Below are 24,602 nucleotides of genomic sequence, written 5' to 3'. Positions count from 1 at the left end.
GAAAGCATTTCAATCCTAATTAGTATTTATAATAAAAAAACATTTTTATAAGCTCACCCCTCTTCTCCAGGGGATAAAATCATTTTGGTTTAAAACAGCAGCTTTGGTTTTCACTTCTCCACTGGCTATTTTGATGATAAACTCCAACAGTTCTTCTGCCTTTTCATCAATCGTTTTTTCTCCGGTGATGACATCGCCTGTATTAAAATCAATAATATCCGGCATTCTCTCGGAAAGAGAAGTGTTGGACGATATTTTTACCACAGGAACTACGGGATTTCCTGTCGGAGTTCCAAGCCCTGTCGTAAACAACACAACATTAGAGCCTGAGCCCACCAAAGCAGTGGTGCATTCTACATCGTTGCCAGGAGTACAGAGTAAATTCAGCCCTGGTTTCTGAATGTATTCGGTAAAATCAAGAACATCATTGATGGGAGATGAACCTCCTTTTTTAGCCGCTCCTGCAGATTTCATGGCATCAGTGATCAATCCATCTTTAATATTCCCCGGTGACGGATTCATATCAAAGCCAGATCCTGCAGCAACGACTGATTCTTCAAAGTCTTTCATTAACTGTAAAAATCTTTCCGCATCTTTTTCATTTACACAACGGTTCACCAGCTCCTGCTCTACTCCGCATAATTCAGGGAATTCAGAAAGAATTGTAGCACCTCCGATTCCTGCCATTAGATCTGACAGGCGTCCTAAAACCGGATTGGCAGAAATTCCTGAAAAACCATCTGAACCTCCACATTCCAGTCCTACTACCAGCTTTGAAATGGATGCCCGTTTTCTTTGGATTTCATTCGCTTTTTTAATGGCTTCATAAGAATCTTTGATGATCCCGCTCAGCATTTCATCCACTGTTCCAGATTTCTGCTGTTCATATATGATAATCGGTTTTTTACCGTTGGGACTGATCTTTTCAAGGGCATCTTTAAAAATCTGAACCTGCAAATTCTGACATCCAAGGCTCAAAACGGTTGCTCCGGCCACATTGGGATTATTGACGTAGCCTGCCAGTAAACGTCCCAATGCTTCGGCATCCTGGCGAATGCCGCCACAGCCTCCCTGGTGGGTAATGAATTTAACGTCAATATTTTTAAAAACTCTGGAATTCTGATCTTCTTCAGTTACAAGTTCTTCCTCTGAGTTATTGATCAGAGACCTCAGTAATAGCTGATGTTTTGTTACTTTTTCAAATAGAAGTTCTTTTTCGAAAACTTCTTTTAAAATCTCTACATTTCTGTTTTCGCAAAAAACCAAAGGGAAAAACAGCCATACATTTTCCGTTCCCACCTGTCCGTCTTCTCTGTGATAACCCATAAAAGTTCTATCCTTCCATTCCTCCACATCCGGAGCTGTCCAGGAAATAGTTTCTGTTTTGCCTTCTACTTTTGCACTTTGATGTTTTACATTTCCGGTGGTAATCACTTCTCCTTTTTGGATAGGCTGACTTGCTTTTCCCACCAAAACACCATACATGATAATGGAATCTCCTGCTGAAAGATTTTCTGTAACGAACTTATGTTTAGCCTTTGTATCTTTTATCATCTCATAAGTAAGATCATCCAGTGTAACCGTTTCACCTTGTGTAAGATCAACCAGTGCAACTGCTACATTATCATCAGGATTTACCTTCAGTACTTTCTTTTGCATAATATTTAAGAGTAAGATTGAATAAAGTTTTGATACGCTGTTTCCACATCATGATGGTCAATTTCCCACAATGCTTTTGCCACAGCCTCTTTCAAACCTTCAACGTTGGTAAGATCCGTATCCCAGAAAGAAGTTTCACATAATACCAGTTCTGCAACCTTTTGATAATCGTTTGCTGTCCAGATTTCTTTGAATCGGTTAATTATTGTCTCTTCATCATTCAACGGAAGGGCTCTCCCATCAAAACTTCCCTGGTAGAATCTGATTAAACTTGCCAAAGAGAAAGTTAAATTAAGTGGTAATTTCTGATTAATTTCTACGTACCTCAACAGACTCGGCAGAATTCTTACTTTAAATTTAGAAACAAAATACAAAGCGATGCTTGCAAGATAATGTTTAATAAAAGGATTTCTGAACCTGTCAAATACTTCTTCTGCAAACTCCTTCAGCTCATTTTCATCCAGGCCTAAAGTGGGGTTTACTTCATTAAAAATTGAATCTCTTAAAAACTGCCCTATAAATGGGTTGTCAATAGATTCTTTTACCGTTTCTTTTCCTGATAATAGTGCCGGAGCCAGCATTAAAGTATGGCCGCCGTTCAAAATTCTTACTTTTCTAAGACGGTAAGGCTGAATATCATCCACCACTAAAATCTGATCATTGATCTGATCAAAAGGGATTCTTTCTTTCAGATTTTTAGCATCCTGAATTACAAAAAGTAAAAATACTTCAGAAACAACCATCATCTGATCTTCATAATCCAACTGTTCTTCGTAGGATTCTGCATCATCTTTAGGATATCCCGGAACAATCCTGTCAACCAATGTATTGTGGAAATAATTACACTGTTCAATCCATTGCACAAAATCCTCTTTTAAATTCCATAATCTGGCATATTGAATAATAATCTCCTTTAATACAAAAGCATTATTTTCAATCAACTCACAAGGGATCATTCTTAATCCTTTATCTGATGATCCTTTGAAATATTTAAATCTTTCATATAATAAAACTGCCACTTTTGCCGGGAAGTTTTTGTGTGGACCGGAATATTGATCTTCAGTTTCATCATACACTATTCCCGTTTCTGTAGTATTGGAGAAAACAAATTCCAATTCTTCTTCTTTTGCCACTTCAAGAAATTCATCATAATTTGTATAGGGATTAATTGATTTCTGAATCGCAGAAATGACCATCTTTTCATCAATAATTTCACCTTTTTTAATTCCTCTTGTAAAGAGAGTATATAGATTTTCCTGCTCTTCAAGCTTATGAACAGAACCACCCTGAGTTGGCTGAACATTGACAATTCCGGCATTGAAGCCTGCTTTTTTATTCAATTGATCAATCACATAATCAGTGAATCCTCTCATGAAATTTCCTCCTCCAAACTGTACGATTTTAATCGGAAGCTTTTCGTGAGAACCATTGAATTCACGATTTAATTTTTGTTTTATCTGATTTTCCATTTTTTCTAATTTGAATGAAACTATCTTTGGATCTGATAGCTTTTGTTTCTATTTAATCACTTTATATTTCGGAACCAAAGTCTTCATTACTCTCCAGGCAATCAGGTAAGCCACTGCACATACTGAGAAAATGATCATGTAGCCTTTATCAATTCCATCAGAAATAATAGCTCCTGATTTTTCCAGATCATGGACAAAATTTTCAGGCAGACGTTCATTGATGTATTGGGGATATTTTTCAAGTAGGGGCATTCCGTCGACAGTAGTCCATGCTTTATGAGCATGATCAAACAGGACTCCTGAAGATTTATTGATTAAAAATGATCCGATTCCGCCCGCCATTCCTCCGATTCCCGTAATGGTTGCAATTGCTTTTTTAGGAAACATATCGCCTACCGTAGAGAATATATTGGCAGACCATGCCTGGTGTGCTGCTCCGGCAATTCCGATAATCAGTACCGGAATCCAATATGAAACAGAACCCAAAGGCTGTGCTAGCAGAGCCAGCAATGGGAAAAATGCGAAGATCAGCATCGCCTTCATCCTTCCTGTATAAGCTTCTATCCCTTTTTTCTCCACAAAATATTTAGGAAGCCACCCTCCGATAATCGACAATAAAGTGATCATATAAAGAACAAATAAAGGAAATGCACTCTGTGTAGAATCCATTTTGTAAACGGAACTTAAATAAGCCGGCGTCCAGAACAGGAAAAACCACCAGATTCCATCTGTCATAAACTTTCCAAAGGCAAAAGCCCAGGTTTGTCTGTGACTGAAACATTCCCTGAAAGAAAATTTCTTTTCCGGCAGCGACGTATCTTCTGCTGGAAAATCATCCTGATCCTGCTGAATATAGATAAGCTCATTCTCATTAACCTTGTGATGTTCATGTGGCTTTTGGTAATAGAATACCCAAAGGCCCATCCAGACAAAACCTAATGCTCCGATAATGATAAATGCCCATTCCCAGCCCATCGATTTTGCGATAAAAGGAATTGTAACCGGCGCAGCTAATGCTCCAACCGTTGCTCCAGCATTAAAGATACTGGTTGCTAACGCTCTGTCTTTCTTTGGGAAATACTCTGCAGTAGTTTTTATCGCAGCAGGAAAATTCCCTGCTTCCCCAACTGCCAGAACGAAGCGGGCAAAAATGAACAGTGTGACACTGGTACTGATGATAGCTCCAACATTATTTACTCTTCCGATAATCTCTTTGGATTCTTCAAAACCTACCCACCAGCTTCCGGTCAGAGTTCCTGAAGTAGCAATTCCGCAGAAAGCATGGAGTATAGCTCCTATTGACCAGATTCCGATCGCCCAGAGAAATCCTTTTTTGGTATCCATCCAGTCTACAAACTTTCCGGCAAAAAGCATACTTATTGCGTAGAAAATAGAAAATAATGCAGTGATATTTCCGTAATCATTATTGTTCCAGTGAAATTCCGGAGCGATGAAATCTTTCCAGGTGAGAGACAGCACCTGCCGATCCATATAATTGATGGTCGTTGCAATAAAAAGTAGCACGCAGATCGTCCATCTGAAGTTACTTGGTTTCGGAGATATTTCTTTTTTCATATCAATCGTTAATAGTATTGATTTTTATTGATTTTAACAACAGAACAAGACAAAAACTATCCTTTCCATGCTATTTCAGCACAGAATCTATTAATTTTTTAAACCATTGTTATTTAATTAAAGAATTGAAAACAATTAAGTTGAGTTTCAATGATTACCTCATCAAAGTTTTTACTCAGTTTTTAATTTTTTTACCGGCTTAAAACAAAATGTAAGGATCGTTATCTTAATTCATTAATAACCTGAATCGAATAGGCTACTGCTTCTGTAATCTTTTCATAATCATATTCTCCTTCCTCATTTTTTACAAACAGCTGCGAACCTAATCCTACACAATAGGCTCCTGCAACAATCCATTCGGTAATATTTTCTTTGGTGGGAATTACTCCGCCTGTAGGCATAATATTTGACCATGGCATCGGGCCTTTTACTGCCTTGATAAATTCCGGGCCTCCTACTTGTGTTGCCGGGAATATTTTCACAATTTCAGCGCCTAATTCTTCGGCATAAGAAATTTCAGAAACTGAACCACAGCCAGGCATCCATGCAATTTTTCTTCGATTGCAAATTTTAGCGACTTCCGGGTTTAAAGAAGGTGCCACAATAAAGTTGGCTCCATTCTGAATGTATAAAGAAGCTGTTGCGGGATCAATGACAGAACCTATTCCCAATATCATTTCAGGAATTTCTATAGTTGCATATTTTACCAGATCGGCAAAAACCCCGTGGGCGAAATCTCCCCTGTTGGTAAACTCAAAAACGCGGGCACCACCATCAAAACAAGCTTTTATAATTTTTTTGCAAACTTCAGCATCTGCATGATAAAATACAGGAACAATACCGGTTTGCTTAGCTTTTAAGGCTACTTCTATACGATTAAATCTTGCCATAATTATCTTTTTATTCTTCCTCCTGAATTTCCGTTCATCACTTCCAGGATGTCTTCTACACTTGAATAGTTAATATCTCCCGGAATAGTATGTTTGATCGCACAGGCTGCGTTTGCAAAATTCAATGCTTTTTCATCATCAAAATTCTTTAAACCATAGATTAATCCTGCGGCAAAAGCGTCTCCCGTCCCGACTCTGTCTACAACAGGATTGATTTCCAGAAGATTTGTTTCAAAGTAATTTTCGTTTACCCACGCTCTTCCCTGTGTCTGCTGGGAACTTGCGGTAACCCCTATTCTTATTTTATCAAAAATCCTATGAACGGAAGGAATCTGTTTTTTTAATTCTTTACAGGCTTCAATAAAACCTTCTTTATCTGAAGAAAACCGGGTTCCGAGAACCTCATTAATTTCATTCACTCCTCCGATAAAAATGGTGGAATAAGAAACCAGTTCCTTAAGCACTTCACTTCCTTTTTTACCATATTTCCAGAGGTTTGAACGGTAAGCAGGATCCGTCGTTACTTCAACTCCTATGTGCTGAGCGGTTTTCAACCCCTCTTTTAAAGCTTCATAGGCTGATTCCGAAATACCGGGACTGATTCCTGTCCAGTGAAAGTATTCGCATCTTTCAAGCACTTTTTTCCAGTCTATTTTTTCAGGCCGGATGTTCGCAAAAGAACCATTCAGCCTGTTATAAGCAATTCTGCTGGCACGAACTGATGATCCTACTTCAAGAAAATACAACCCCAGAGGATGTTCATTCTTGTTGATAAAGGTGACATCAATGCCAAAACCCCGAATGAAAGAAACCGCAGATTCACCGACAAAATCATCCGATACACTGCTGACATGCTGTACTTCGCAGCCCATTGTTGCCAATGAAGCAGCGACATTCAGTTCTGTTCCTCCAAAAAAGAACTCCATTTCATGGCTTTGTTTCATGGTTCTGTTTCCGGGTGGGGAAATCCTCATGATGACTTCACCAAATGTGACTATTTTGCTCATGGTATTCAATTAAAAATCAAAATAGTTTTTCGCGTTGTGATAACAGATATCTGAAATGGTTTTCCCAATCAGCTCAATATCATCCGGCAGTTCACCATTCTTCATTTCTTCTCCGAAAAGATTACACAATACCCTTCTGAAATACTCATGTCTTGGATAAGAAAGAAAACTCCTGGAGTCTGTCAGCATTCCTACGAAGCAGCTGATTAATCCCATATTGGAAAGGGCATTCATCTGTTTGATCATCCCGTCTTTTTGATCCAGAAACCACCATCCGGAACCGAACTGTACTTTTCCTTTGATGCTTCCATCATTGAAATTTCCGATCATCGTAGCGAAAATCTCATTATCGGCAGGATTCAAATTATATAAAATGGTTTTTGTCAGCTGATCCTTTCCATCTAAAGTATTTAAGAATTTAGATAACGTTTCTGCCTGAACAAAATCTCCGATGGAATCCCAACCTGTATCCGGTCCAAGAATTCTATGCATTCTTTCGTTGTTATTTCTCAAAGCTCCCAGGTGGAACTGCTGTACCCATCCGTATTTATGATATGCCTCACCAAGGAATAATAAAATTGCTGTTTTAAATTGATTAACCTGCTTTTCAGCAATCACTTTTCCTGCCAGTTTATCATTAAAAATAGCATTCACTTCCGCTTCTGAAGCTTCTTCAAAAGAAATATTGTTTAAGCCGTGGTCACACAATCTGCAGCCATTTTCATGAAAATATTCAATTCTTTTAAGCAAAGCATCACATAAAGTCTGGTAGGAATTAATCTCAATACCTGCAGATACTCCCAGCTTTACCATATAATCTGCAAAATTGTGATTTTCAATCAAAATTGCTTTATCCGGACGGAATGCCGTGCTTACTTTGATACTGAAATCGCTTTTCGCAAGGTCCTGATGGTAATTTAAAATATCTGTTGGATCTTCTGTGGTACATAAAGATTCTACATTCATCATTTTTAACAAACCTCTGGTTGATTTTTGCGGCGTCTGAAGCTGAGCAGTAATATTCTCATAGATCTCCGATGCGTTATCTTCACTTAATAATTCATCAATTCCGAAATATCTCTTTAATTCCAGATGAGTCCAGTGGTATAATGGATTTCTCAATGTATAAGGAACCGTTTTTGCCCATGCTTCAAATTTCTCTTTGTCAGTAGAATCTCCCGTGATGAATTTTTCATTCACTCCCATGGTACGCATGGCTCTCCATTTGTAATGATCACCGGCAATCCATACTTTAGAGATATTTTCAAAAACAGTGTCTTCTGCAATATCTTTAGGGATCAGATGATTATGATAATCAATGATAGGTTGTTTTTCTGCAAACCTGAAGTAAAGTTCTTCAGCGTATTTATTTTGTAATAAAAATTGATCTGTTATAAAAGGTTTCATTCTAGTCTAATCTGTAGTTATTCATTAGCAGGTTTTCCTATGGTGGCGAGAATTCCTCCGTCAACGTAAATAATCTGTCCGTTGATGAATCTGCTTGCATCAGAAGCCAGGAAAATAGCTGTTCCTGCAAGATCTTCCGGATTTCCCCATCTTCCTTCCGGAGTTCTGCTGATGATAAAATCATTGAAAGGATTTCCATCCACACGGATGGGTTCTGTCTGGGAGGTTGCAAAATATCCGGGCCCGATTCCGTTCACCTGAATATTATGTTTTGCCCATTCTGTCGCCAGGTTTTTAGTAAGCATTTTAAGACCTCCTTTTGCAGAAGCATATGCCACTACATTATCACGTCCCAGCTCACTCATCATCGAACAGATATTGATAATTTTCCCGGATTTTCTTTTAATCATATATTTCCCGATTAATTTCGACATGATAAAAGGTCCGGTAAGATCCACATCGATTACTTTTCTAAAGTCGTCCACTTCCATATCAATAGCTGGGATACGCTTGATGATTCCTGCATTGTTGACAAGGATGTCTATTTTTCCATGGGTAGCTTCCATCAAAGCTACTTTCTGAGCTGCTTCCAGTTCATCAGTTACATCAAAAATATAGCCGGTTGCTTTATACCCTTTTTCGTGGTAATAATTCAAAGCTTCCTCTAATTTTGATGGCGTTGTGCTGGTAATTGCCAGTTCAGCACCAGCAGCAGCAAGGCCTTCTGCCATTGCCATTCCTAATCCGTGAGTGCCGCCTGTTACAACAGCTACTTTGCCGGATAAATCAAATAAATTCATTAGAAAAATTACTTTAGTTCGTTTGTTTTGATACCGTCCATATCACCGTAGTCCATATTTTCTCCTGCCATACCCCAGATAAAAGTATAATGAGTTGTTCCTACTCCTGAATGAATAGACCATTCCGGAGAGAGTACAGCTTGCCTATTGATCATAAACAAATGACGGGTTTCATGAGGCTGTCCTATAAAATGACTTACCGTCTGCCCTTCTTCCAGATCAAAATAAAAATATGCTTCCATTCTTCTGGCATGGGTATGGGCAGGCATTGTATTCCATACACTTCCAGGGTGCAGTTCCGTCATTCCCATCTGAAGCTGGCATGTTTCAACTACAGAATTCACAATCAGTTTATTGATCGTACGTTTGTTGGCGTACTTTTCTTCACCCAATTCCACAATTTCCGCTTCCTTTTTCGTGATTTTCTTGGTGGGATATGAATGATGTGCCGGCGCTGAATTGATGTAAAAATAGGTTTGCTCTTTACCATCTTTTTCAAAAAAGACTTCTTTAGCTCCTTTTCCCACATATAAAGCTTCTTTATTCCCAAGGTTATATACCGTTCCATCTACCGTTACTTTTCCGGCACCACCTACGTTGATGATTCCCAGCTCTCTTCTGTCAAGAAAATTTTCAGCTTTCAGATCATCCGTAGGTTCCAGCTTCAAAGCTTTGGACGAAGGCATTATCCCTCCTACAATAAGTCTGTCATACATTGAATAGACTAATTTTATCTTATCCTCATTGAATAAATCATTGATCAGAAACTCCCTCCTAAGATCTTCTGTGGTATAATTTTTAACATCTTCCGGATGATGGGCGTAACGAAATTCTGACTGTATCATACTCCTATTTTACTTTTCTTTTTTTGCGGTTTTCTCAAACCAGTTAAATTAAATGTAATCGATTGCATTAAATTACACTAAAATTGGCAGAAATACTTGTGGGATAAATATAGAATTATTCTTCAATTAGTTAACAAAAAAATTAATTTAAATTTAAAAACAGTTGATTTTCAGATAGATAAAATTAAAAATTATACTTATTTTTATTGAAATAAAAACTTTTTATTCAAAAAAAATTAACCAAAAACAGAACCCGGAACCTTCAAAAATATAAAATCATGCCAAAATAAAGCGACATTTACAAGGTGTGAAATTGATAAAAATTAAACGCTTTTATAAAATATACCACATACATTACGATATATTATTAAAAACAATAAAATACTGATACAAAATCCCGCGAAAAAAGATGATAAAAATCAGAAAATATTACAAAATTTTATTCCAAGATAATAATTCAGGGATTTTTAGGATACAAAAAACATATGAATTTTAAGTTATTTTTAAGTTTTCTAAATATTAAGCATTAAAAAAATGAAAAATTTTCACCTAATTACACAACATTCATAGCAAACCAATATTAACCTTATTTACAATATGTTACACAATAAAAAACCGCTCTAGTTGGATACAATATTTTTATTTAAACCATCAAATTAATAAAAAAATAACATTTTTTTATTTGCATATTGAAAAATAATATTAGTTTAGAAGCCAGAATAATGTTTTATAAAAAATTACGCAATCGATTGCACAAAAGCGTAAAAGATATTAAAAAGCTTCATGACCACTAAAGTCCGCAGAATAATACTTAACAGTCCTAAACAAGAACGATTGAAAAAACTTTCAACCAAGAATTAAAACTATAAGGATACAAAATGGATAAAAGAGTACAATCAATAAAGTGGTTATATTTAACTGTTTTTCTGCTTCCTGTCCTTGCAATGGCTCAAGAAAAAGAAACAAAAAAAGATAAAGAAACCAAACTGGATGATGTGGTTTTAGTGGGATATACAAAGGTTTCTAAAAAAGATGTTACCAACGCTGTTTCTTCGGTGAAAGGCGAAGCGCTTAAAGATATGCCGTCTACCAATGCTGCTGAAGCTATCCAGGGAAGACTGGCCGGAGTGCAGGTTTCCCTGAGTGAGGGATCTCCCGGAGCTGATGTGGATATTGTCATCCGCGGCGGAAACTCCATCACTCAAAGTAATGCCCCGCTCTATATTGTAGATGGTGTGCAGATGGATAATGCCCTGACGATCTTATCGCCAAAGGAAATAGAATCAATTGAGGTCTTAAAAGATGCTTCATCAACCTCTATATTCGGTTCAAGAGGAGCCAACGGTGTCGTTCTGATCACGACAAAAGGAGGCCGTAAAAAGGGGAAAACAACAATCAATTATAATGGTTTTGTAGGAGTAAGAAGTATTCAGAATAAGCTTAATGTTCTGGATCCTTATCAGTATGTACTTTATCAGTACGAACAATATTATAAGAATGGAGACCTAAAAGATATTGAAACCTTTAATACCCGCTACGGAACATTTGATCAGCTGGATAAATATAAATCTGTCAAGAATGTAAACTGGCAGGATAAACTTTTTGGAAGAGAAGCCTTCAATTTTACTCATAATGTATCTCTATCCGGAGGAAATGAAAATTCGGCATTCTCTTTAACTCTGAATAATGTAGAAGAGGACGGGATTATGATTGGTTCCGGATTTAAAAGAAATATGGCCAACTTCAGATATGATTATGATATTTCAAAAAAACTGAGCATTGGTCTTAATGCCCGTTACAGCCGCCAAATGATTTATGGTGCGGGAACTTCTGCTTCCGGTTCGCAAACGACCAACAGATTGAGAAATGCTATAAGATATCAGCCTTTTGAAGGAGGTTCTACGGTAGATGTTGATGAATTTGATCCGTTATTCGCAGATCAGACCAATCTTGTCAATCCAATTCTATTGGCCAATGATGAAGTAAAAGAAAGCGGAAGAAACGATTTATTGCTTAATGCAACGCTTGATTATAAAATCAGTAAAGACTTCACTTTCCGAACTGTAATCGGATATGTACAGAGAGATCAGATTGTCAACCAGTTCTCCGGTCCGGTAACCAACCTTGCAAGACAGAATAATGATCAGCCTATAGTATTTTTAAGCAACGCCCAAACCAGAAGAATTACCAATACCAATACCCTGAATTATAGAAGAACCTTTGGAAATCATAAGCTGGATTTGCTAGCAGGTCAGGAAACGGTAAGAACAGACGGAGAATCGACGTCTATTAATATCAAATGGTTCCCGAAATCTTCTTCAGCACAGGAAGCATTTGCCAATTCACAGCTGGCTTCTCCTCCGTCAGGAATGATTCAGGATGCTCCTAAAACCGCAAGAGAAGTAGACCGCCTGGCTTCTTTCTTTGGAAGAGTAAATTACATCTATAATAATAAATATATCGCAACGGTATCCGTGAGAGCTGACGGCTCAAGTGTTTTCAAACCAGGCCCTAACCAGTGGGGATATTTCCCAGCGGCATCTTTAGCATGGAAGATCAAAGAAGAAAATTTCTTAAAACAGAGCAATTTTGTCAATGAACTGAAGCTTCGTTTAGGATACGGAAAATCGGGAAATAACAGAATCGGAGCCTTTTTATATGATACCTTCTTCACCTCTTCTTCAGATTATGGATATGCTTTTGGAACCAGTGTTACACCTGGTGCTACAACAGGAAATATCATGGCAAATCCTAACGTGAAATGGGAAACTGCAACCTCTTATAATGCGGGGATAGACTTTGGTTTATTCAAGGGAAGACTTTATGGTACCCTTGATGTCTATAAGACTCATACGAAGGACCTTTTATTACTGGCTAAAATACCACAGACCTCAGGATATGAATTTCAATATCAAAATTCAGGAAGCAGTGAAAATAAAGGGATCGAATTATCAATGGGAAGTACCATCATCAGTAAAGAAAATTTTTCATGGAAGATTGATGCCAATATCTCATCCAACAGAAATACGATCAAAAGCTTAGGAAATAATGCCTCCGCAAGTTCCAATTCTTACTACTACCCTTCCGGATGGCAGAATAACCTGTTTGATTTCCTGGTACAGGTAGGCAAACCGGTAGGAACTTATTGGGGATATGTAACGGCCGGTAGATATGAAGTGAGTGATTTTAATTATGACTCAGCCACTCAGATTTATACGCTAAAAACAGGAATTCCAAATTCTGCTGCAGTAGCCAACGGTGCCAAAGCTATACAGCCGGGAGATCTTAAACTTCAGGATCTTAATGGCGACGGTGTCATTGACAGCAAAGACATGACTGATCTTGGAAGCGCACAGCCTAAATTCTACGGTGGCTTTACCCAGACCTTCCGATATAAGAACTGGGATATGAGCCTTCTTTTCAATTTTTCCATTGGAAACAAAGTGTATAATGCCAACAAAGTAGAATATACAACCCAATATCTGTACAAGGATAATAATATGCTGGCAGAAGTAGCAGACCGATGGAGATGGTTTGACAACGCAGGAAATAAGGTAACAGACCCAACGGCTATTGCTGCCCTTAACGCCAATACAACTATGTGGACTCCGCCTGCAGGGGCTTACTTCCTGCATTCGTATGCCATTGAAGACGGTTCTTTCTTAAGACTGAATAACCTTACCATAGGATATAGTCTGCCAAAAGGATCTCTGGAAGCCATCGGAGTGAAAAACCTGAGACTGTATGCTACCGTGAATAATTTATTTACAATTACCGGTTATTCAGGATTTGATCCGGAAGCCAATACAAGAAGAAATCCATTAACTCCGGGAGTTGATTATTCAGCTTATCCAAGAAGCAGATTTATCTTATCAGGAGTAGATATCACTTTCTAAAACGAACGCTATGAACAAAAATAAATTTTCAAGCCTTTTTTTATCTCTTACCTTTGTGGTGACCCTGAATTCATGCAGCGAATATTTAGAGGTAGAAAACCTTTCCAACACCGCAGAAAAGCAGCAGTTTGACTCAACGCCGGATACTTTTGCTGCTCTTGTGGGAGTTTATAACAGTGCTATGGGTGACAATACCTATGGACAGAGAATGAACCTTATTCTCTCTCAGTCAGGAGACGACTTCAGAACGTCAGGAGATTACAATGCCAATGACAGAAGAGGAGTCAGTTGTTTTGGAGCAGTTCCTACCAATACAGAATTATTAAGACCTTTCCTGGATACTTACACAGGTATCGAAAGAGCCAATCTTGTTATTAAAAATATTCCACTTTCTCCGGTGTATCAAACCGGATCCGCAACTGATAAAAAGCTGATGGACCGTTATCTCGGGGAAGCTTTGGCATTAAGAGCAATGTTCTACTATGATCTTATTAAAAACTGGGGAGATGTTCCATTTCAGGACAAACCATCAGTTGATCTTCCTTCGGTATATTTACCTAAAACAGACCGTGACATCATTTATGATCAGATACTGGAAGATCTTGCTAAAGCATCAACCTTAGTTCCATGGAAATCTGAAGGAGGAACTACAGCACAAAGACTTTCAAAAGCTGCAGTAAAAGGATTAAGAGCGAGAATAGCCCTGGCAAGAGCAGGATATTCTCTGAGAAGAAGTCCCCAATTAATGGTACAAGGCACCAATCCTCAGAAATATTACCAGATCGCATATGATGAGTGTAAAGAAATCATCAATTCCGGGCAGCATAAGCTAAATCCAAGCTATGAAGGTCTTTTCAGATCACTGCATACCAACAGTCCGGATACAACGAATGAAATTATTTTCGCTGTCGGAGCGTTTGGAGGAAACTCACGAACAGATTCTAAAATCGGATATTATAATGGGTTAAGACATGATGACTCAGACTGGAAATCAGCAGGAGGAATCAGTGCTATTCCTACTTATTTCTATGAATTTGGTAAAAATGATTTGAGAAGAGATGTTAATATTGCTATTTTTAGAGTAAGTACAAGTAAACAGGAAGATCTTCAAACCTCTATCAACTGGAACGATGGAAAATTCAGAAAATCCTGGACAAGCATTACAGGAACTTCCCAGAATTTAGGAATTGACTGGCCGCTTTTGAGATACGCAGATATTTTATTAATGTTTGCAGAGGCAGATAACCAACTTCACAGTGCGCCTTCTCAGGAAGCTATTGATGCCGTAATGGCTGTCAGACAAAGAGCTTATGCCGGAAATCCAGATCAGGTGGGAACAATCCCAACTTCCAAAAATCAGTTTTTCCAGTATATTGTACAGGAAAGACTGCTGGAATTCGGAGGCGAGGGATTAAGAAAATATGATCTGATCCGCTGGAACCTTCTTGAAACAAAAATCAATGAAACCAGACAAAAATTAACAGATTTCATGAACGGTACCGGAGCTTATGCCAACGTTCCTGAATATATTTTTTATAAAAAACCGGCATCAACCGTTATCAATTATGTTCCTACAAAAACAGCACAGCAAAATGTACTGGACATGGATATTTATGTCAACGGAATCAACAAAGCCGATGTTTTCTACAATCCTAACCAAAGTGTTGCCACGCCTTCAGGATATACAAAAATCAACTGGAGACTTGCCATGACACAGCCTTACATCAACGGAGATCCTGTGAAAAGCTATGCTTATTATTTCCAGCCTAATAAAAAGGAACTTCTTCCTATAGCCCTGGACGTAATCAATTCAAATTATAATCTTACCCAGGATTACGGATACTAGACAGTTTAAGTTTACATTCATATCAAAAATACAGGCTGATCTCTTTAAGAACACAGCCTGTATTTTAAACCAAAATTGCTTTATGAGACATTCCATTCTTTTTAAAAATTGTACGCTGTTTTCTGCTTTTTTGATTGCTGTATTCAGCCTTCTTTCTTTCCGGACCAGGGAGAAAACCCTCCTGGTTTCGAAAGACGGAAAAGGTGACTTTACAACCGTTCAGCAAGCGATAGATGCAGTTGAAAACAATTCTTATCTGAGGACAAAAATTGTTATTAAAGCTGGAATTTATAAAGAAAAAATTGTGATCCCTGAATCGAAAGCCCCCCTTTTTCTGGAAGGTGAAAATTCAGAAAAAACAATCATTACTTATGATGATTTTTCTTCTAAAAAAAATGCAGACGGAAAAGAAATCGGAACTACAGGCTCGTCTACTCTATTTATTTACTCCAATGATTTTAGTGCTAAAAATATTTCATTTGAAAACAGTTCAGGGAGAGTCGGACAGGCCGTTGCAGTATTGATTTCAGGTGACAGGATCACTTTTGAAAACTGCAGTTTTTTAGGAAATCAGGATACTTTATATCTGAAAGGAGTTCAAGATCTTCAGGATAAAACAAAACCATCAAGAAATTATTTTAAAAACTGTTATATAGAAGGTACTACTGATTATATTTTCGGGGCAGGAACCGCTGTTTTTGAAAACTGTATCATTTATTCCAAAGAAACGGCAAGCTATATTACAGCAGCTTCTACTCCACTGGAAAATGAGTTTGGTTTTGTGTTTATCAATTCTAAAATTATCGGCAATGCAAAGGAACATTCGGTGTATCTGGGAAGACCTTGGAGGCCATTTGCTAAAACTGTTTATATTGATTGTGAACTCAATTCCACAATAAAACCTGAAGGATGGCACAACTGGAGTAAACCTGATGCTGAAAAGACAACATTTTATGCAGAAAGCCACTCAAAAGGTATGGGAGCAAATCCCATGCAGAGAGTTTCATGGTCACATCAGTTAACCCAACAGGAAAGAAAAAAATATACGGCAGGAAATATACTGAAAGGCATGGATAGCTGGAATGCAAAAAAGAGTTTAAAATAATTCAACCCTTCAAAGAGAATTTTTCAATCATGACAAAGAGTTTCATCAGACTATTCGCCATCGGAATTTTATACAGTATTTCCCCGCTGATCAATGCGCAGGAAGTATTGAGCTTTCCGGGTGCTGAAGGTTTTGGAAGATTCACAACGGGAGGTCGTGGCGGAAAAGTATATTTCGTAACCAATCTGAAAGACGATCATTCTGAAGGAACATTAAGATATGCCCTGAACCAGAAAGGGCCGAGATATATTGTTTTTAAAACCAGCGGAACCATCTATCTTGAATCTCCTTTAAAAATAAAAGAAGGTAACGTCACCATTGCCGGACAAACCGCTCCCGGAGACGGCATTACCGTAGCCAATTACGAAACATTTATAGCGGCTGACAACGTTATTATCCGCTATCTGAGATTCAGAATGGGAGATCAGAAAAAATTTGAAGGCGATGCTTTGGGTGCAAGATTCATCAAAAATCTAGTAGTAGATCATTGCTCTATGAGCTGGTCCACAGACGAAACTGTTTCCATCTACGCCAACGAAAATACAACCTTGCAGTGGTGTATAATTGCGGAAAGCCTCAGAAACAGCTTCCATCAGAAAGGAGCCCATGGTTATGGAGGAATTGCCGGAGGTAAACTGGCATCATTTCATCACAATATATATGCTCATCACGATAGTAGGAATCCACGATTGGGAGAATATGCAGGAAGTAAATTTGCCCTCACCGACCTTACTGATTTCAGAAATAATGTGATGTATAACTGGGGACACAACAGCATATACGGCGGTGAAGGAATGAACGTCAACATCATCAATAATTATTACAAACCCGGACCTGCAACCATCACCAGACAACGGATTGTTGCCATAGATAAAAATGAAAATCCGAAAACGGAAGTCTACAATACCTGGGGAAAATACTATATCCATGGAAATGTCATAGAGGGAAATCCTGAAACTACGAAAGACAACTGGAAAGAAGGTGTTTTTAATCAGATGAAATCCTCGTACAACCTAACGGAAAAAGATAAAAATTCCATCAGGATTAATCAGCCTCACGATATTAAAAATAATACCATCACCCATACCGCCCGGGAAGCCTATGAAAAAACTTTACAATATGGAGGAGCAAGCCTGGTACGTGACGCTGTTGATCTACATATTATAAAAGATATCAAAACCGGAAACTTTACTTATAGAGGATCAAAAGGAAGCACAAATGGAATCATCGACTCTCAGGAGGATGTTGGTGGATTTCCAAATTTGAGACAGGAAAAACCACTCCCAGATTCAGATAATGATGGAATGCCTGATGAGTGGGAAATTAAACATCATTTGGACCCAAAATCTGCCAATGCCCATGGTAGAGATCTGGATAAAAATTATGACAATATTGAGGTTTATTTCAATGATATCGTCAGTACAATAACCAATGAACAAAGTTAATAACCATGAAAACTCTTTGTTACAAATCGGTAAACTAATAAGAAAAAGTATGAAATTCAGCTTATTTACAATATGTATTGCGGGAGCTTTTATCAGTTCAACTCTTTCAGCACAGACTTCTGTAATTGAAAACAGTAAGAAAAATCCTAAAGCACCATTTTCCTACGCTGAACTTTCTGTAAAAGAAGGCGGCCAATGGGAAGGCAGTCAATACATCGGCGGAACTTTTAAAAATGTTCAGGAACTTACCCTGCCGGAAACCCATACGGATCACTCCTCATATATCAGATATGAAGGAATTGGTTTGGAAAACAATCAGATTGGCTACAGACTCTATCTGGACTGGAGAAATGCTACAGATATTTTTGGTAAAAAAGTAAACACTCTGGTATTACCGGAAGTCGGTCAGGATGGTTTTGAATCTTATCATCATGATGCTCCGTGGGGACAGGATATCCTGAAGTCCGGCCGTACCATCGGAATCGGGTCTTACGGAAGATATGATGAACAGAATGATTATATTGAAACTTTTAAAATCGTAAAAAAGACTACCGCAAAAGTGGTCAATGAAAAAGACCAGTCTTACGCCATTATCAATTACAAAGGATGGAAAACCTGGGGTAATCCGGTAGATCTGCAGTCAAAACTGACTATTTTACCCAAAGATCGTTTCGTAAAAGTGGACCTTACCCTAAGCAATAGCCTTTCAGGTTTATGTACGGGAATTGTTGCTTTTAAAGACATTCCTTTGAAACAGGGAATCAGTAAAAATAAAAAATGGGGCTATATTGCGACTTATGGACCGCAAACTTTAGCCAAAAAAGAAGACAATCTGGGAATGGCAGTCTTCTATCCTATTGAAAGCCTAGATCAATATGTAAAGACAAAATCTACCCATACGATCATTTTCAAAAAGACCAAAAATGTATCTTATTATTTTTTAGGAGCCTGGTCACAGGAACCCAACGGCTTAACCACCGAAGACTCTTTCTACCAGGACCTGGATAAAAAACTGGATATTCTGGATAAAACTCAACAACTTTAAAGTTTGAAATTATGAACTTTATTAATAATTCTATTACAATCTATGCATTGGCAGCAGTATGTTCAGGACTCTTTTTTTCCTGTGCACAACAGCCACTGCAAAATTCTTCATCCGAAATACAATCAAAAGTAAACGGAAAAATTTCAGCCAAACTTCCATGGTCGGAAAGAATGCTTCTTTCTGAAATACAACGCTTTCCTCAGGCATGGATGCTGGATTATAACAAAGCTCCCAAATGGAGCTATCCCACAGCCATCGTGCTGGAAGGTGCTGAAAGGTTGTTTGAAAAAACGGGAAACAAAGAATATTACAGATACATCACAACCTTTGGTGATACCATGGTGAAAGAGGACGGAAGTATTGTTTCTTATGATCTTTCCAAATACAATATTGATATGCTGAATTGTGGAAATGTACTTCTTTACCTCTATAAGCAGGAGAAAAAAGACAAATACTTAAAAGCTCTGCAAACTCTGCGCTCTCAGGTTGATGGCCAGCCAAGAACTTCAGAAGGCGGTTTCTGGCACAAGAAAATTTATCCTAACCAGATGTGGCTGGACGGATTATACATGGGTGAGCCATTTTATGCCCATTATACCCATGATTTTTCAAAAGGAGAAGAAGCTGAAAAAGCTTACAACGATATCATCAATCAGTTTGAACTGATTCAGAAGCACCTTTTAGATAAAAAAACGGGATTGCTCTATCATGCCTGGGACGAAAGCAGAGAACAGCAATGGGCAAATAAAGAAACCGGACTTTCACCAAATTTCTGGTCAAGAGCAATGGGCTGGTACGGAATGGCTATCGTAGATGTACTGGATTATCTGCCTCAAAACCATCCGGGAAGAGCAAAATTACTTACCTACCTGAAATGTTACTGTGATGCTGTTATCAAAGTTCAGGATTCCAGGACAGGACTTTGGTATCAGGTATTGGATAAAGGAGGAGAAAAAGGAAACTATTTGGAAGCAACGGGTTCATCGATGTTTGTGTACACCATGATAAAATCTGTCAACAAAGGATATTTATCCAAATCATATAAAGCATACGCCAAAAAAGGATACGATGGCATTATCAAAAACCTGATTACAGTAGATGAAAACGGTGTTGTCAGCTTAAATAAATGCTGTGCTGTGGCAGGTTTGGGCGGAACACCTTACAGAAGCGGTTCTTATGAATATTATGTAAATGAAGAAGTCCGTTCCAATGACCCAAAAGGAACAGGTCCGTTTATTCTTGCCAGTTTAGAATTTGAAAAATAAAAAAGGATTGAGAAACTCTTAGCCAGATAATGTATAATTGATTATATGAAGACAAAAAGTGTTTTAAATATCATTACCCTTACAGCCTTTTCGGCAGCTTCTACCTATCTTCAGGCACAGGAAAAAAACTATGTTTCCGAAGTATGGACTGCTGATCAGGGGAAAAACTACAGAAATCCTATTTTATATGCAGATTATTCAGATCCGGACATTATCCGGGTGGAGAATGATTATTATATGACGGCCTCCAGTTTTAACGAAGCTCCCGGATTGCCTCTTCTTCACTCCAAAGATATGATCAACTGGAAACTGGTTAATTATGCAATCCAGGATATCTTGCCATCCGAACACTTTTCAACACCCAAAAGAGGTGATGGCGTTTGGGCACCCAGCCTCAGATTTCATAAAGGAGAATTTTATATTTACTGGGGAGATCCGGATTTCGGAATTTATATGGTAAAAACTAAAGATCCTCTGGGAATTTGGGAAAAACCGGTTTTGGTGATGGAAGGAAAAGGTTTGATTGATTCCTGCCCTTTCTGGGATGAAAACGGAAATGCCTATCTTATTCATGGCTGGGCCGGAAGCCGTGCCGGAGTCAAAAGTATGTTAACCCTCAATAAAATGAATCCGGAAGGAACAAAAGTACTCGATAAAGGAATTCACATTTTTGATGGTCATGATGCTCATCCTACCGTTGAAGGGCCTAAAATGTATAAAAGAAACGGCTATTATTATATTTTTGCCCCCGCAGGTGGTGTTGCAACAGGTTGGCAGCTTGCGCTGAGATCAAAAAATATATATGGCCCTTACGAAGAAAAAATTGTTCTGGAGCAGGACTCAACAACCATCAACGGACCTCATCAGGGAGCATGGGTAGATACTCCTTCCGGAGAAAACTGGTTCTATCACTTTCAGGATATGGATGCGGGCGGAAGAATTGTTCACCTGCAGCCAATGAAATGGGAAAAAGACTGGCCCGTAATGGGAACAGACTATAATAAAAACGGAATCGGAGAGCCTGTTGTAAGTTATAAAAAACCTGATGTTGGGCAATTATATCCTGTTGTTACCCCTGCTGAGACCGATGAATTTGATGGGAAGAAATTAGGTTTACAATGGCAATGGAGCGCGAATGAAAATATTGTATGGTCTTCCAAACTTCCCGGACAGCAATTTTTAAGGTTATTCTCAATAAAAGTTCCTGAAGGTGAAAAAAACCTGTGGAATGTTCCGAATCTGTTAACCCAAAAATTCCCAGCTCCTATTTTTACTGCCACAACAAAGGTAAAATTAGTTCCCGAAGAAGCTAAGGATGGAAAGACTGCAGGATTACTGATTATGGGACTAGATCATGCATCACTGGTCATCACCAACAAACCTGACGGCTATTACCTACAACTAAGGAAAGCTGAAAAAGCAGACAAAGGCGGTGAGGAGAAAATACTCTGGGAAACTCAATTAAAAAGCAATGAGACTTATTTAAAAGTGAATGTAACCGAACCCAATGGATTGTGCCAGTTCAGTTACAGCGAAAACGGTAAAAATTTCATCAAAGCGGGTGACGTTTTCCAGGCAAAACCGGGAAAATGGATTGGAGCAAAAGTAGGGCTTTATAGTATCAGTACGCCAAAAGCACCAAGAGGAGGATATGCTGATTTTGATTGGTTCAGAATTACTAAAAAGTAAAATAATATTGGTAAATGCTAAGAGGCTAACGATAGCAAAAAGCACTGTTTTAAGATATTTCTTTGCTTTAAATCAGAGAATAAAAACCTCGCGCCTTTACGATTACCCAACAAAAAAAGTCATGAATAAAAGAATATATAAACCCATTTTGTTTTTATTAAGTATCTTATTTCTGTCAGCATGCCAGTCACAGGATAAAGCACAAAAAACAGCAATAAAAACGGATAGAAAAATAACCCATATTTACCTCATCGGAGATTCCACAATGGCTGATTATACCGGAGATTATGATCCCGGAAAAGACTATATGAAAGTCCGGTATCCCATCACAGGCTGGGGACAGGTTTTTCAGTCATTTTTTGTAAAAGACAGTATACAATCTCTGAAACCTGGGATCACAACAGATTCTGTAGCGGTTATTGACAGGGCTGATGGTGGAAGAAGCACACGAACTTTTTTCCAGGAAGGAAGATGGCGGTATGTCTATGAGCACCTTCAGGCTGGTGATTATGTGATCATGCAGTTCGGGCATAATGACAGCTCAGAAAAGCATCCTGAACGCTATGTGAATATTCAGGGATATAAAGAATTTTTACGTTTATTCGTTTCTCAGACGAGACAGAAAGGAGGAAATCCCATTATTGTAACTCCAGTTGCCAGAAATTATCCATGGAAAGACGGAAAACTGGAAAATGTACATGGAGATTACTGGCAGGCCCCGATTGATATTGCAAAGGAAATGAATGTTCCCTATATCGATCTTAATAAATTATCGATGGAATACTTTACGAAAAAAGGACAGGATTTTACAACCATTCATTATTTTATGAACCTTCCTGAGAACTTGTATGAAGCCTACCCAAAAGGACAGAAAGACAATACTCATTTTCAGCCTGAGGGAGCAAAAACAGTCGCCTCTTTGGTGTATCAGGAATTAAAAAAAATAATTAAAACTCAAAAAAAATAACATGAAGAAGTCACTTACAATGATCGGTTTAGCCACAGCAATAATGTTTTCGGGGCACGTTTTTGCTCAGAATCTGGGTATTTACAAAAACATTGAGTTTACAATGCCTCAGGTTGCAGAAACCACTTTTCCTGCCCAAACAGTTTCCATCACTCAATTTGGCGGAATCTCAGGTGGAAATGTAAAAAATACAGCAGCTTTCAAAAAAGCCATTGAAGACCTTAGTAAAAAAGGAGGAGGAAAGCTGGTAGTACCACGAGGAATGTGGTTAACAGGTCCTATTGAATTGAAAAGCAATATCAATCTTCATGTAGAAGAAGGCGCATTTATTATTTTCAGTAAAGATAAAAATGATTATCCTTTGGTAGATGTAAGTTTTGAAGGATTAAATACCATCCGTTGCCAGTCTCCTATCTCCGCAAAAAATGCTACGAATATTGCCATTACAGGAAAAGGAGTCATTGATGGAAGCGGTGACGCCTGGAGGGCTATCAAAAAAAGTAAAGTTGCAGAATCTGAATGGAAAGAAATCATAAAATCGGGTGGAATTCTATCATCCGACGGCAAAACATGGTACCCTTCGGAAAGCTATAAAAAAGGATTTGAGAGCAGCTCAAGCTTTAATGTTCCTGATAAAATATCCAAAGACGAACTGACTACCGTAAAAGATTTTCTGCGTCCGGTGATGGTAAGTCTGGTGGGTTGCGACAAAGTATTGTTAGATGGTCCTACTTTCCAGAATTCCCCGGCGTGGAACCTTCATCCACTGATGTGCTCCAACCTTATCCTAAGAAATCTTACCGTAAGAAATCCATGGTTTTCACAAAATGGCGATGGTGTAGATCTGGAATCATGCAAAAATGTTCTGATCTATGACAATACATTTGATGTAGGTGATGATGCTATCTGTATCAAATCCGGAAAAAATGAGGATGGCAGAAAAAGAGGAATGCCTACAGAAAATGTAATCATCAAAAACAATGTAGTGTATCATGGCCATGGAGGATTTGTCGTGGGAAGTGAAATGTCCGGCGGAGCAAGAAACATTCATGTATCTGATTGTACTTTCATCGGAACAGACATCGGGCTTCGTTTTAAAACAACGCGTGGAAGAGGCGGAATTGTAGAAAATATTTATATTAAAAATATTGATATGATTAATATTCCTACCCAAACAATTGGTTTCAATATGTTTTATGAAGGTTCTTCCCCGGTTTTAGAAGACGGACAGAAACAGGAAGGAAACAAGACCCCCGAAAAAGTGTATCCTGTAACAGATGAAACTCCGGTTTTCAGAAATATCTTCTTTAAAAACATCAATGCCGTTAATTCTTATGAAGCCATCACTCTATTTGGTCTGGCAGAAATGAACCTTAAAAATATTGTGATTGAAGATTCAAAATTTGATACAAAAAAAGCACTGACTATTGTTGATGCAGACGGAATTCAATTAAAAAATGTAACGTTGAAATACTCTGAAGGTACGGGAGCAACAGTTTACAACAGTAAAAATATCAACCTTGCTGATGTAAAATTTGAATCCCCAATCAAACCTTATATCAAAATTTTAGGAAACAAAACGGGAGCTGTTGTTTTGCCAAAAGAAATACGATCCGACAAAAATTTGCTTTCTATAGGAACAGAAGTACCTAAGAATGCAGTAAAATAATATAATTTGTAAGAATCCGGCTC

At 38.1% G+C, this 24,602-nt stretch carries 17 protein-coding genes; 9 read left to right on the top strand and 8 right to left on the bottom strand.

The window, feature by feature from the left end; all coding sequences use genetic code 11:
* Window positions 1-45: 45 nt before the first annotated feature.
* The 8 genes from GFU89_RS02830 to kduI all read right to left on the bottom strand — a co-directional run bounded on the left by GFU89_RS02830 (window position 46) and on the right by kduI (window position 9,652).
* Window positions 46-1,659, bottom strand: coding sequence for an altronate dehydratase family protein (locus GFU89_RS02830; protein ID WP_318845693.1), 1,614 nt, complete (start codon window positions 1,657-1,659; stop codon window positions 46-48).
* A gap of 5 nt (window positions 1,660-1,664) precedes the next feature.
* Window positions 1,665-3,128, bottom strand: coding sequence for a tagaturonate reductase (locus tag GFU89_RS02825; RefSeq protein ID WP_318845692.1), 1,464 nt, complete (start codon window positions 3,126-3,128; stop codon window positions 1,665-1,667).
* A 48-nt stretch (window positions 3,129-3,176) separates the two neighbouring features.
* Window positions 3,177-4,703 (bottom strand): MFS transporter, encoded by a 1,527-nt coding sequence (locus GFU89_RS02820; protein ID WP_318845691.1) that lies wholly within the window; start codon window positions 4,701-4,703, stop codon window positions 3,177-3,179.
* 221 nt (window positions 4,704-4,924) lie between these two features.
* On the bottom strand, window positions 4,925-5,593 hold the full coding sequence (locus GFU89_RS02815) for a bifunctional 4-hydroxy-2-oxoglutarate aldolase/2-dehydro-3-deoxy-phosphogluconate aldolase (protein ID WP_318845690.1): 669 nt from the start codon (window positions 5,591-5,593) through the stop codon (window positions 4,925-4,927).
* 2 nt (window positions 5,594-5,595) lie between these two features.
* Window positions 5,596-6,600 (bottom strand): sugar kinase, encoded by a 1,005-nt coding sequence (locus tag GFU89_RS02810; RefSeq protein ID WP_318845689.1) that lies wholly within the window; start codon window positions 6,598-6,600, stop codon window positions 5,596-5,598.
* Window positions 6,601-6,609: 9 nt separating this feature from the next.
* Complete coding sequence (gene uxaC / locus GFU89_RS02805) at window positions 6,610-8,007, bottom strand: glucuronate isomerase (protein ID WP_318845688.1); 1,398 nt, start codon at window positions 8,005-8,007, stop codon at window positions 6,610-6,612.
* A gap of 17 nt (window positions 8,008-8,024) precedes the next feature.
* Window positions 8,025-8,807 (bottom strand): gluconate 5-dehydrogenase, encoded by a 783-nt coding sequence (locus tag GFU89_RS02800; RefSeq protein ID WP_034694252.1) that lies wholly within the window; start codon window positions 8,805-8,807, stop codon window positions 8,025-8,027.
* Between the two features lie 8 nt (window positions 8,808-8,815).
* Window positions 8,816-9,652 carry a 5-dehydro-4-deoxy-D-glucuronate isomerase gene (gene kduI, locus GFU89_RS02795; protein ID WP_318845687.1) on the bottom strand — a complete coding sequence of 279 codons (837 nt, stop codon included), beginning with the start codon at window positions 9,650-9,652 and terminating at the stop codon, window positions 8,816-8,818.
* 878 nt (window positions 9,653-10,530) lie between these two features.
* Here kduI and GFU89_RS02790 point away from each other — a divergent pair.
* From GFU89_RS02790 to GFU89_RS02750, 9 genes are all read left to right on the top strand, one after another.
* Window positions 10,531-13,548, top strand: coding sequence for a TonB-dependent receptor (locus GFU89_RS02790; protein WP_318845686.1), 3,018 nt, complete (start codon window positions 10,531-10,533; stop codon window positions 13,546-13,548).
* A 10-nt stretch (window positions 13,549-13,558) separates the two neighbouring features.
* Window positions 13,559-15,394 carry a RagB/SusD family nutrient uptake outer membrane protein gene (locus GFU89_RS02785; RefSeq protein WP_318845685.1) on the top strand — a complete coding sequence of 612 codons (1,836 nt, stop codon included), beginning with the start codon at window positions 13,559-13,561 and terminating at the stop codon, window positions 15,392-15,394.
* An 82-nt stretch (window positions 15,395-15,476) separates the two neighbouring features.
* Complete coding sequence (locus tag GFU89_RS02780; protein ID WP_318845684.1) at window positions 15,477-16,499, top strand: pectinesterase family protein; 1,023 nt, start codon at window positions 15,477-15,479, stop codon at window positions 16,497-16,499.
* A gap of 29 nt (window positions 16,500-16,528) precedes the next feature.
* Window positions 16,529-17,944, top strand: coding sequence for a pectate lyase (locus GFU89_RS02775; protein ID WP_318845683.1), 1,416 nt, complete (start codon window positions 16,529-16,531; stop codon window positions 17,942-17,944).
* A gap of 49 nt (window positions 17,945-17,993) precedes the next feature.
* Window positions 17,994-18,989, top strand: a complete 996-nt coding sequence (locus tag GFU89_RS02770; protein WP_318845682.1) for a DUF4861 family protein — start codon at window positions 17,994-17,996, stop codon at window positions 18,987-18,989.
* Between the two features lie 11 nt (window positions 18,990-19,000).
* Window positions 19,001-20,254, top strand: a complete 1,254-nt coding sequence (locus GFU89_RS02765; protein ID WP_318845681.1) for a glycoside hydrolase family 88 protein — start codon at window positions 19,001-19,003, stop codon at window positions 20,252-20,254.
* A 45-nt stretch (window positions 20,255-20,299) separates the two neighbouring features.
* Window positions 20,300-21,943: a glycoside hydrolase 43 family protein gene (locus GFU89_RS02760; RefSeq protein ID WP_318845680.1), complete on the top strand. Its 1,644-nt coding sequence runs from the start codon at window positions 20,300-20,302 to the stop codon at window positions 21,941-21,943.
* 121 nt (window positions 21,944-22,064) lie between these two features.
* Window positions 22,065-22,910, top strand: coding sequence for a rhamnogalacturonan acetylesterase (locus GFU89_RS02755; RefSeq protein WP_318845679.1), 846 nt, complete (start codon window positions 22,065-22,067; stop codon window positions 22,908-22,910).
* A 1-nt stretch (window position 22,911) separates the two neighbouring features.
* Window positions 22,912-24,579 (top strand): glycoside hydrolase family 28 protein, encoded by a 1,668-nt coding sequence (locus tag GFU89_RS02750; protein WP_318845678.1) that lies wholly within the window; start codon window positions 22,912-22,914, stop codon window positions 24,577-24,579.
* Window positions 24,580-24,602: the final 23 nt, after the last annotated feature.

Source organism: Chryseobacterium sp. JV558 (assembly GCF_033712365.1).
GTDB lineage: Bacteria > Bacteroidota > Bacteroidia > Flavobacteriales > Weeksellaceae > Chryseobacterium.
This window is presented reverse-complemented; position numbering and strand designations above follow the sequence as displayed.

Bases quoted from the DNA above. Each gene is read 5' to 3' on its own strand.
- GFU89_RS02750 (WP_318845678.1), top strand. From the start codon at position 22,912: ATGAAGAAGTCACTTACAATGATCGGTTTAGCCACAGCAATAATGTTT.
- GFU89_RS02775 (WP_318845683.1), top strand. From the start codon at position 16,529: ATGACAAAGAGTTTCATCAGACTATTCGCCATCGGAATTTTATACAGT.
- GFU89_RS02825 (WP_318845692.1), bottom strand. From the start codon at position 3,128: ATGGAAAATCAGATAAAACAAAAATTAAATCGTGAATTCAATGGTTCT.
- GFU89_RS02780 (WP_318845684.1), top strand. From the start codon at position 15,477: ATGAGACATTCCATTCTTTTTAAAAATTGTACGCTGTTTTCTGCTTTT.
- GFU89_RS02760 (WP_318845680.1), top strand. From the start codon at position 20,300: ATGAAGACAAAAAGTGTTTTAAATATCATTACCCTTACAGCCTTTTCG.
- uxaC (WP_318845688.1), bottom strand. From the start codon at position 8,007: ATGAAACCTTTTATAACAGATCAATTTTTATTACAAAATAAATACGCT.
- kduI (WP_318845687.1), bottom strand. From the start codon at position 9,652: ATGATACAGTCAGAATTTCGTTACGCCCATCATCCGGAAGATGTTAAA.
- GFU89_RS02790 (WP_318845686.1), top strand. From the start codon at position 10,531: ATGGATAAAAGAGTACAATCAATAAAGTGGTTATATTTAACTGTTTTT.
- GFU89_RS02815 (WP_318845690.1), bottom strand. From the start codon at position 5,593: ATGGCAAGATTTAATCGTATAGAAGTAGCCTTAAAAGCTAAGCAAACC.
- GFU89_RS02830 (WP_318845693.1), bottom strand. From the start codon at position 1,659: ATGCAAAAGAAAGTACTGAAGGTAAATCCTGATGATAATGTAGCAGTT.
- GFU89_RS02820 (WP_318845691.1), bottom strand. From the start codon at position 4,703: ATGAAAAAAGAAATATCTCCGAAACCAAGTAACTTCAGATGGACGATC.
- GFU89_RS02755 (WP_318845679.1), top strand. From the start codon at position 22,065: ATGAATAAAAGAATATATAAACCCATTTTGTTTTTATTAAGTATCTTA.
- GFU89_RS02785 (WP_318845685.1), top strand. From the start codon at position 13,559: ATGAACAAAAATAAATTTTCAAGCCTTTTTTTATCTCTTACCTTTGTG.
- GFU89_RS02810 (WP_318845689.1), bottom strand. From the start codon at position 6,600: ATGAGCAAAATAGTCACATTTGGTGAAGTCATCATGAGGATTTCCCCA.
- GFU89_RS02800 (WP_034694252.1), bottom strand. From the start codon at position 8,807: ATGAATTTATTTGATTTATCCGGCAAAGTAGCTGTTGTAACAGGCGGC.
- GFU89_RS02770 (WP_318845682.1), top strand. From the start codon at position 17,994: ATGAAATTCAGCTTATTTACAATATGTATTGCGGGAGCTTTTATCAGT.
- GFU89_RS02765 (WP_318845681.1), top strand. From the start codon at position 19,001: ATGAACTTTATTAATAATTCTATTACAATCTATGCATTGGCAGCAGTA.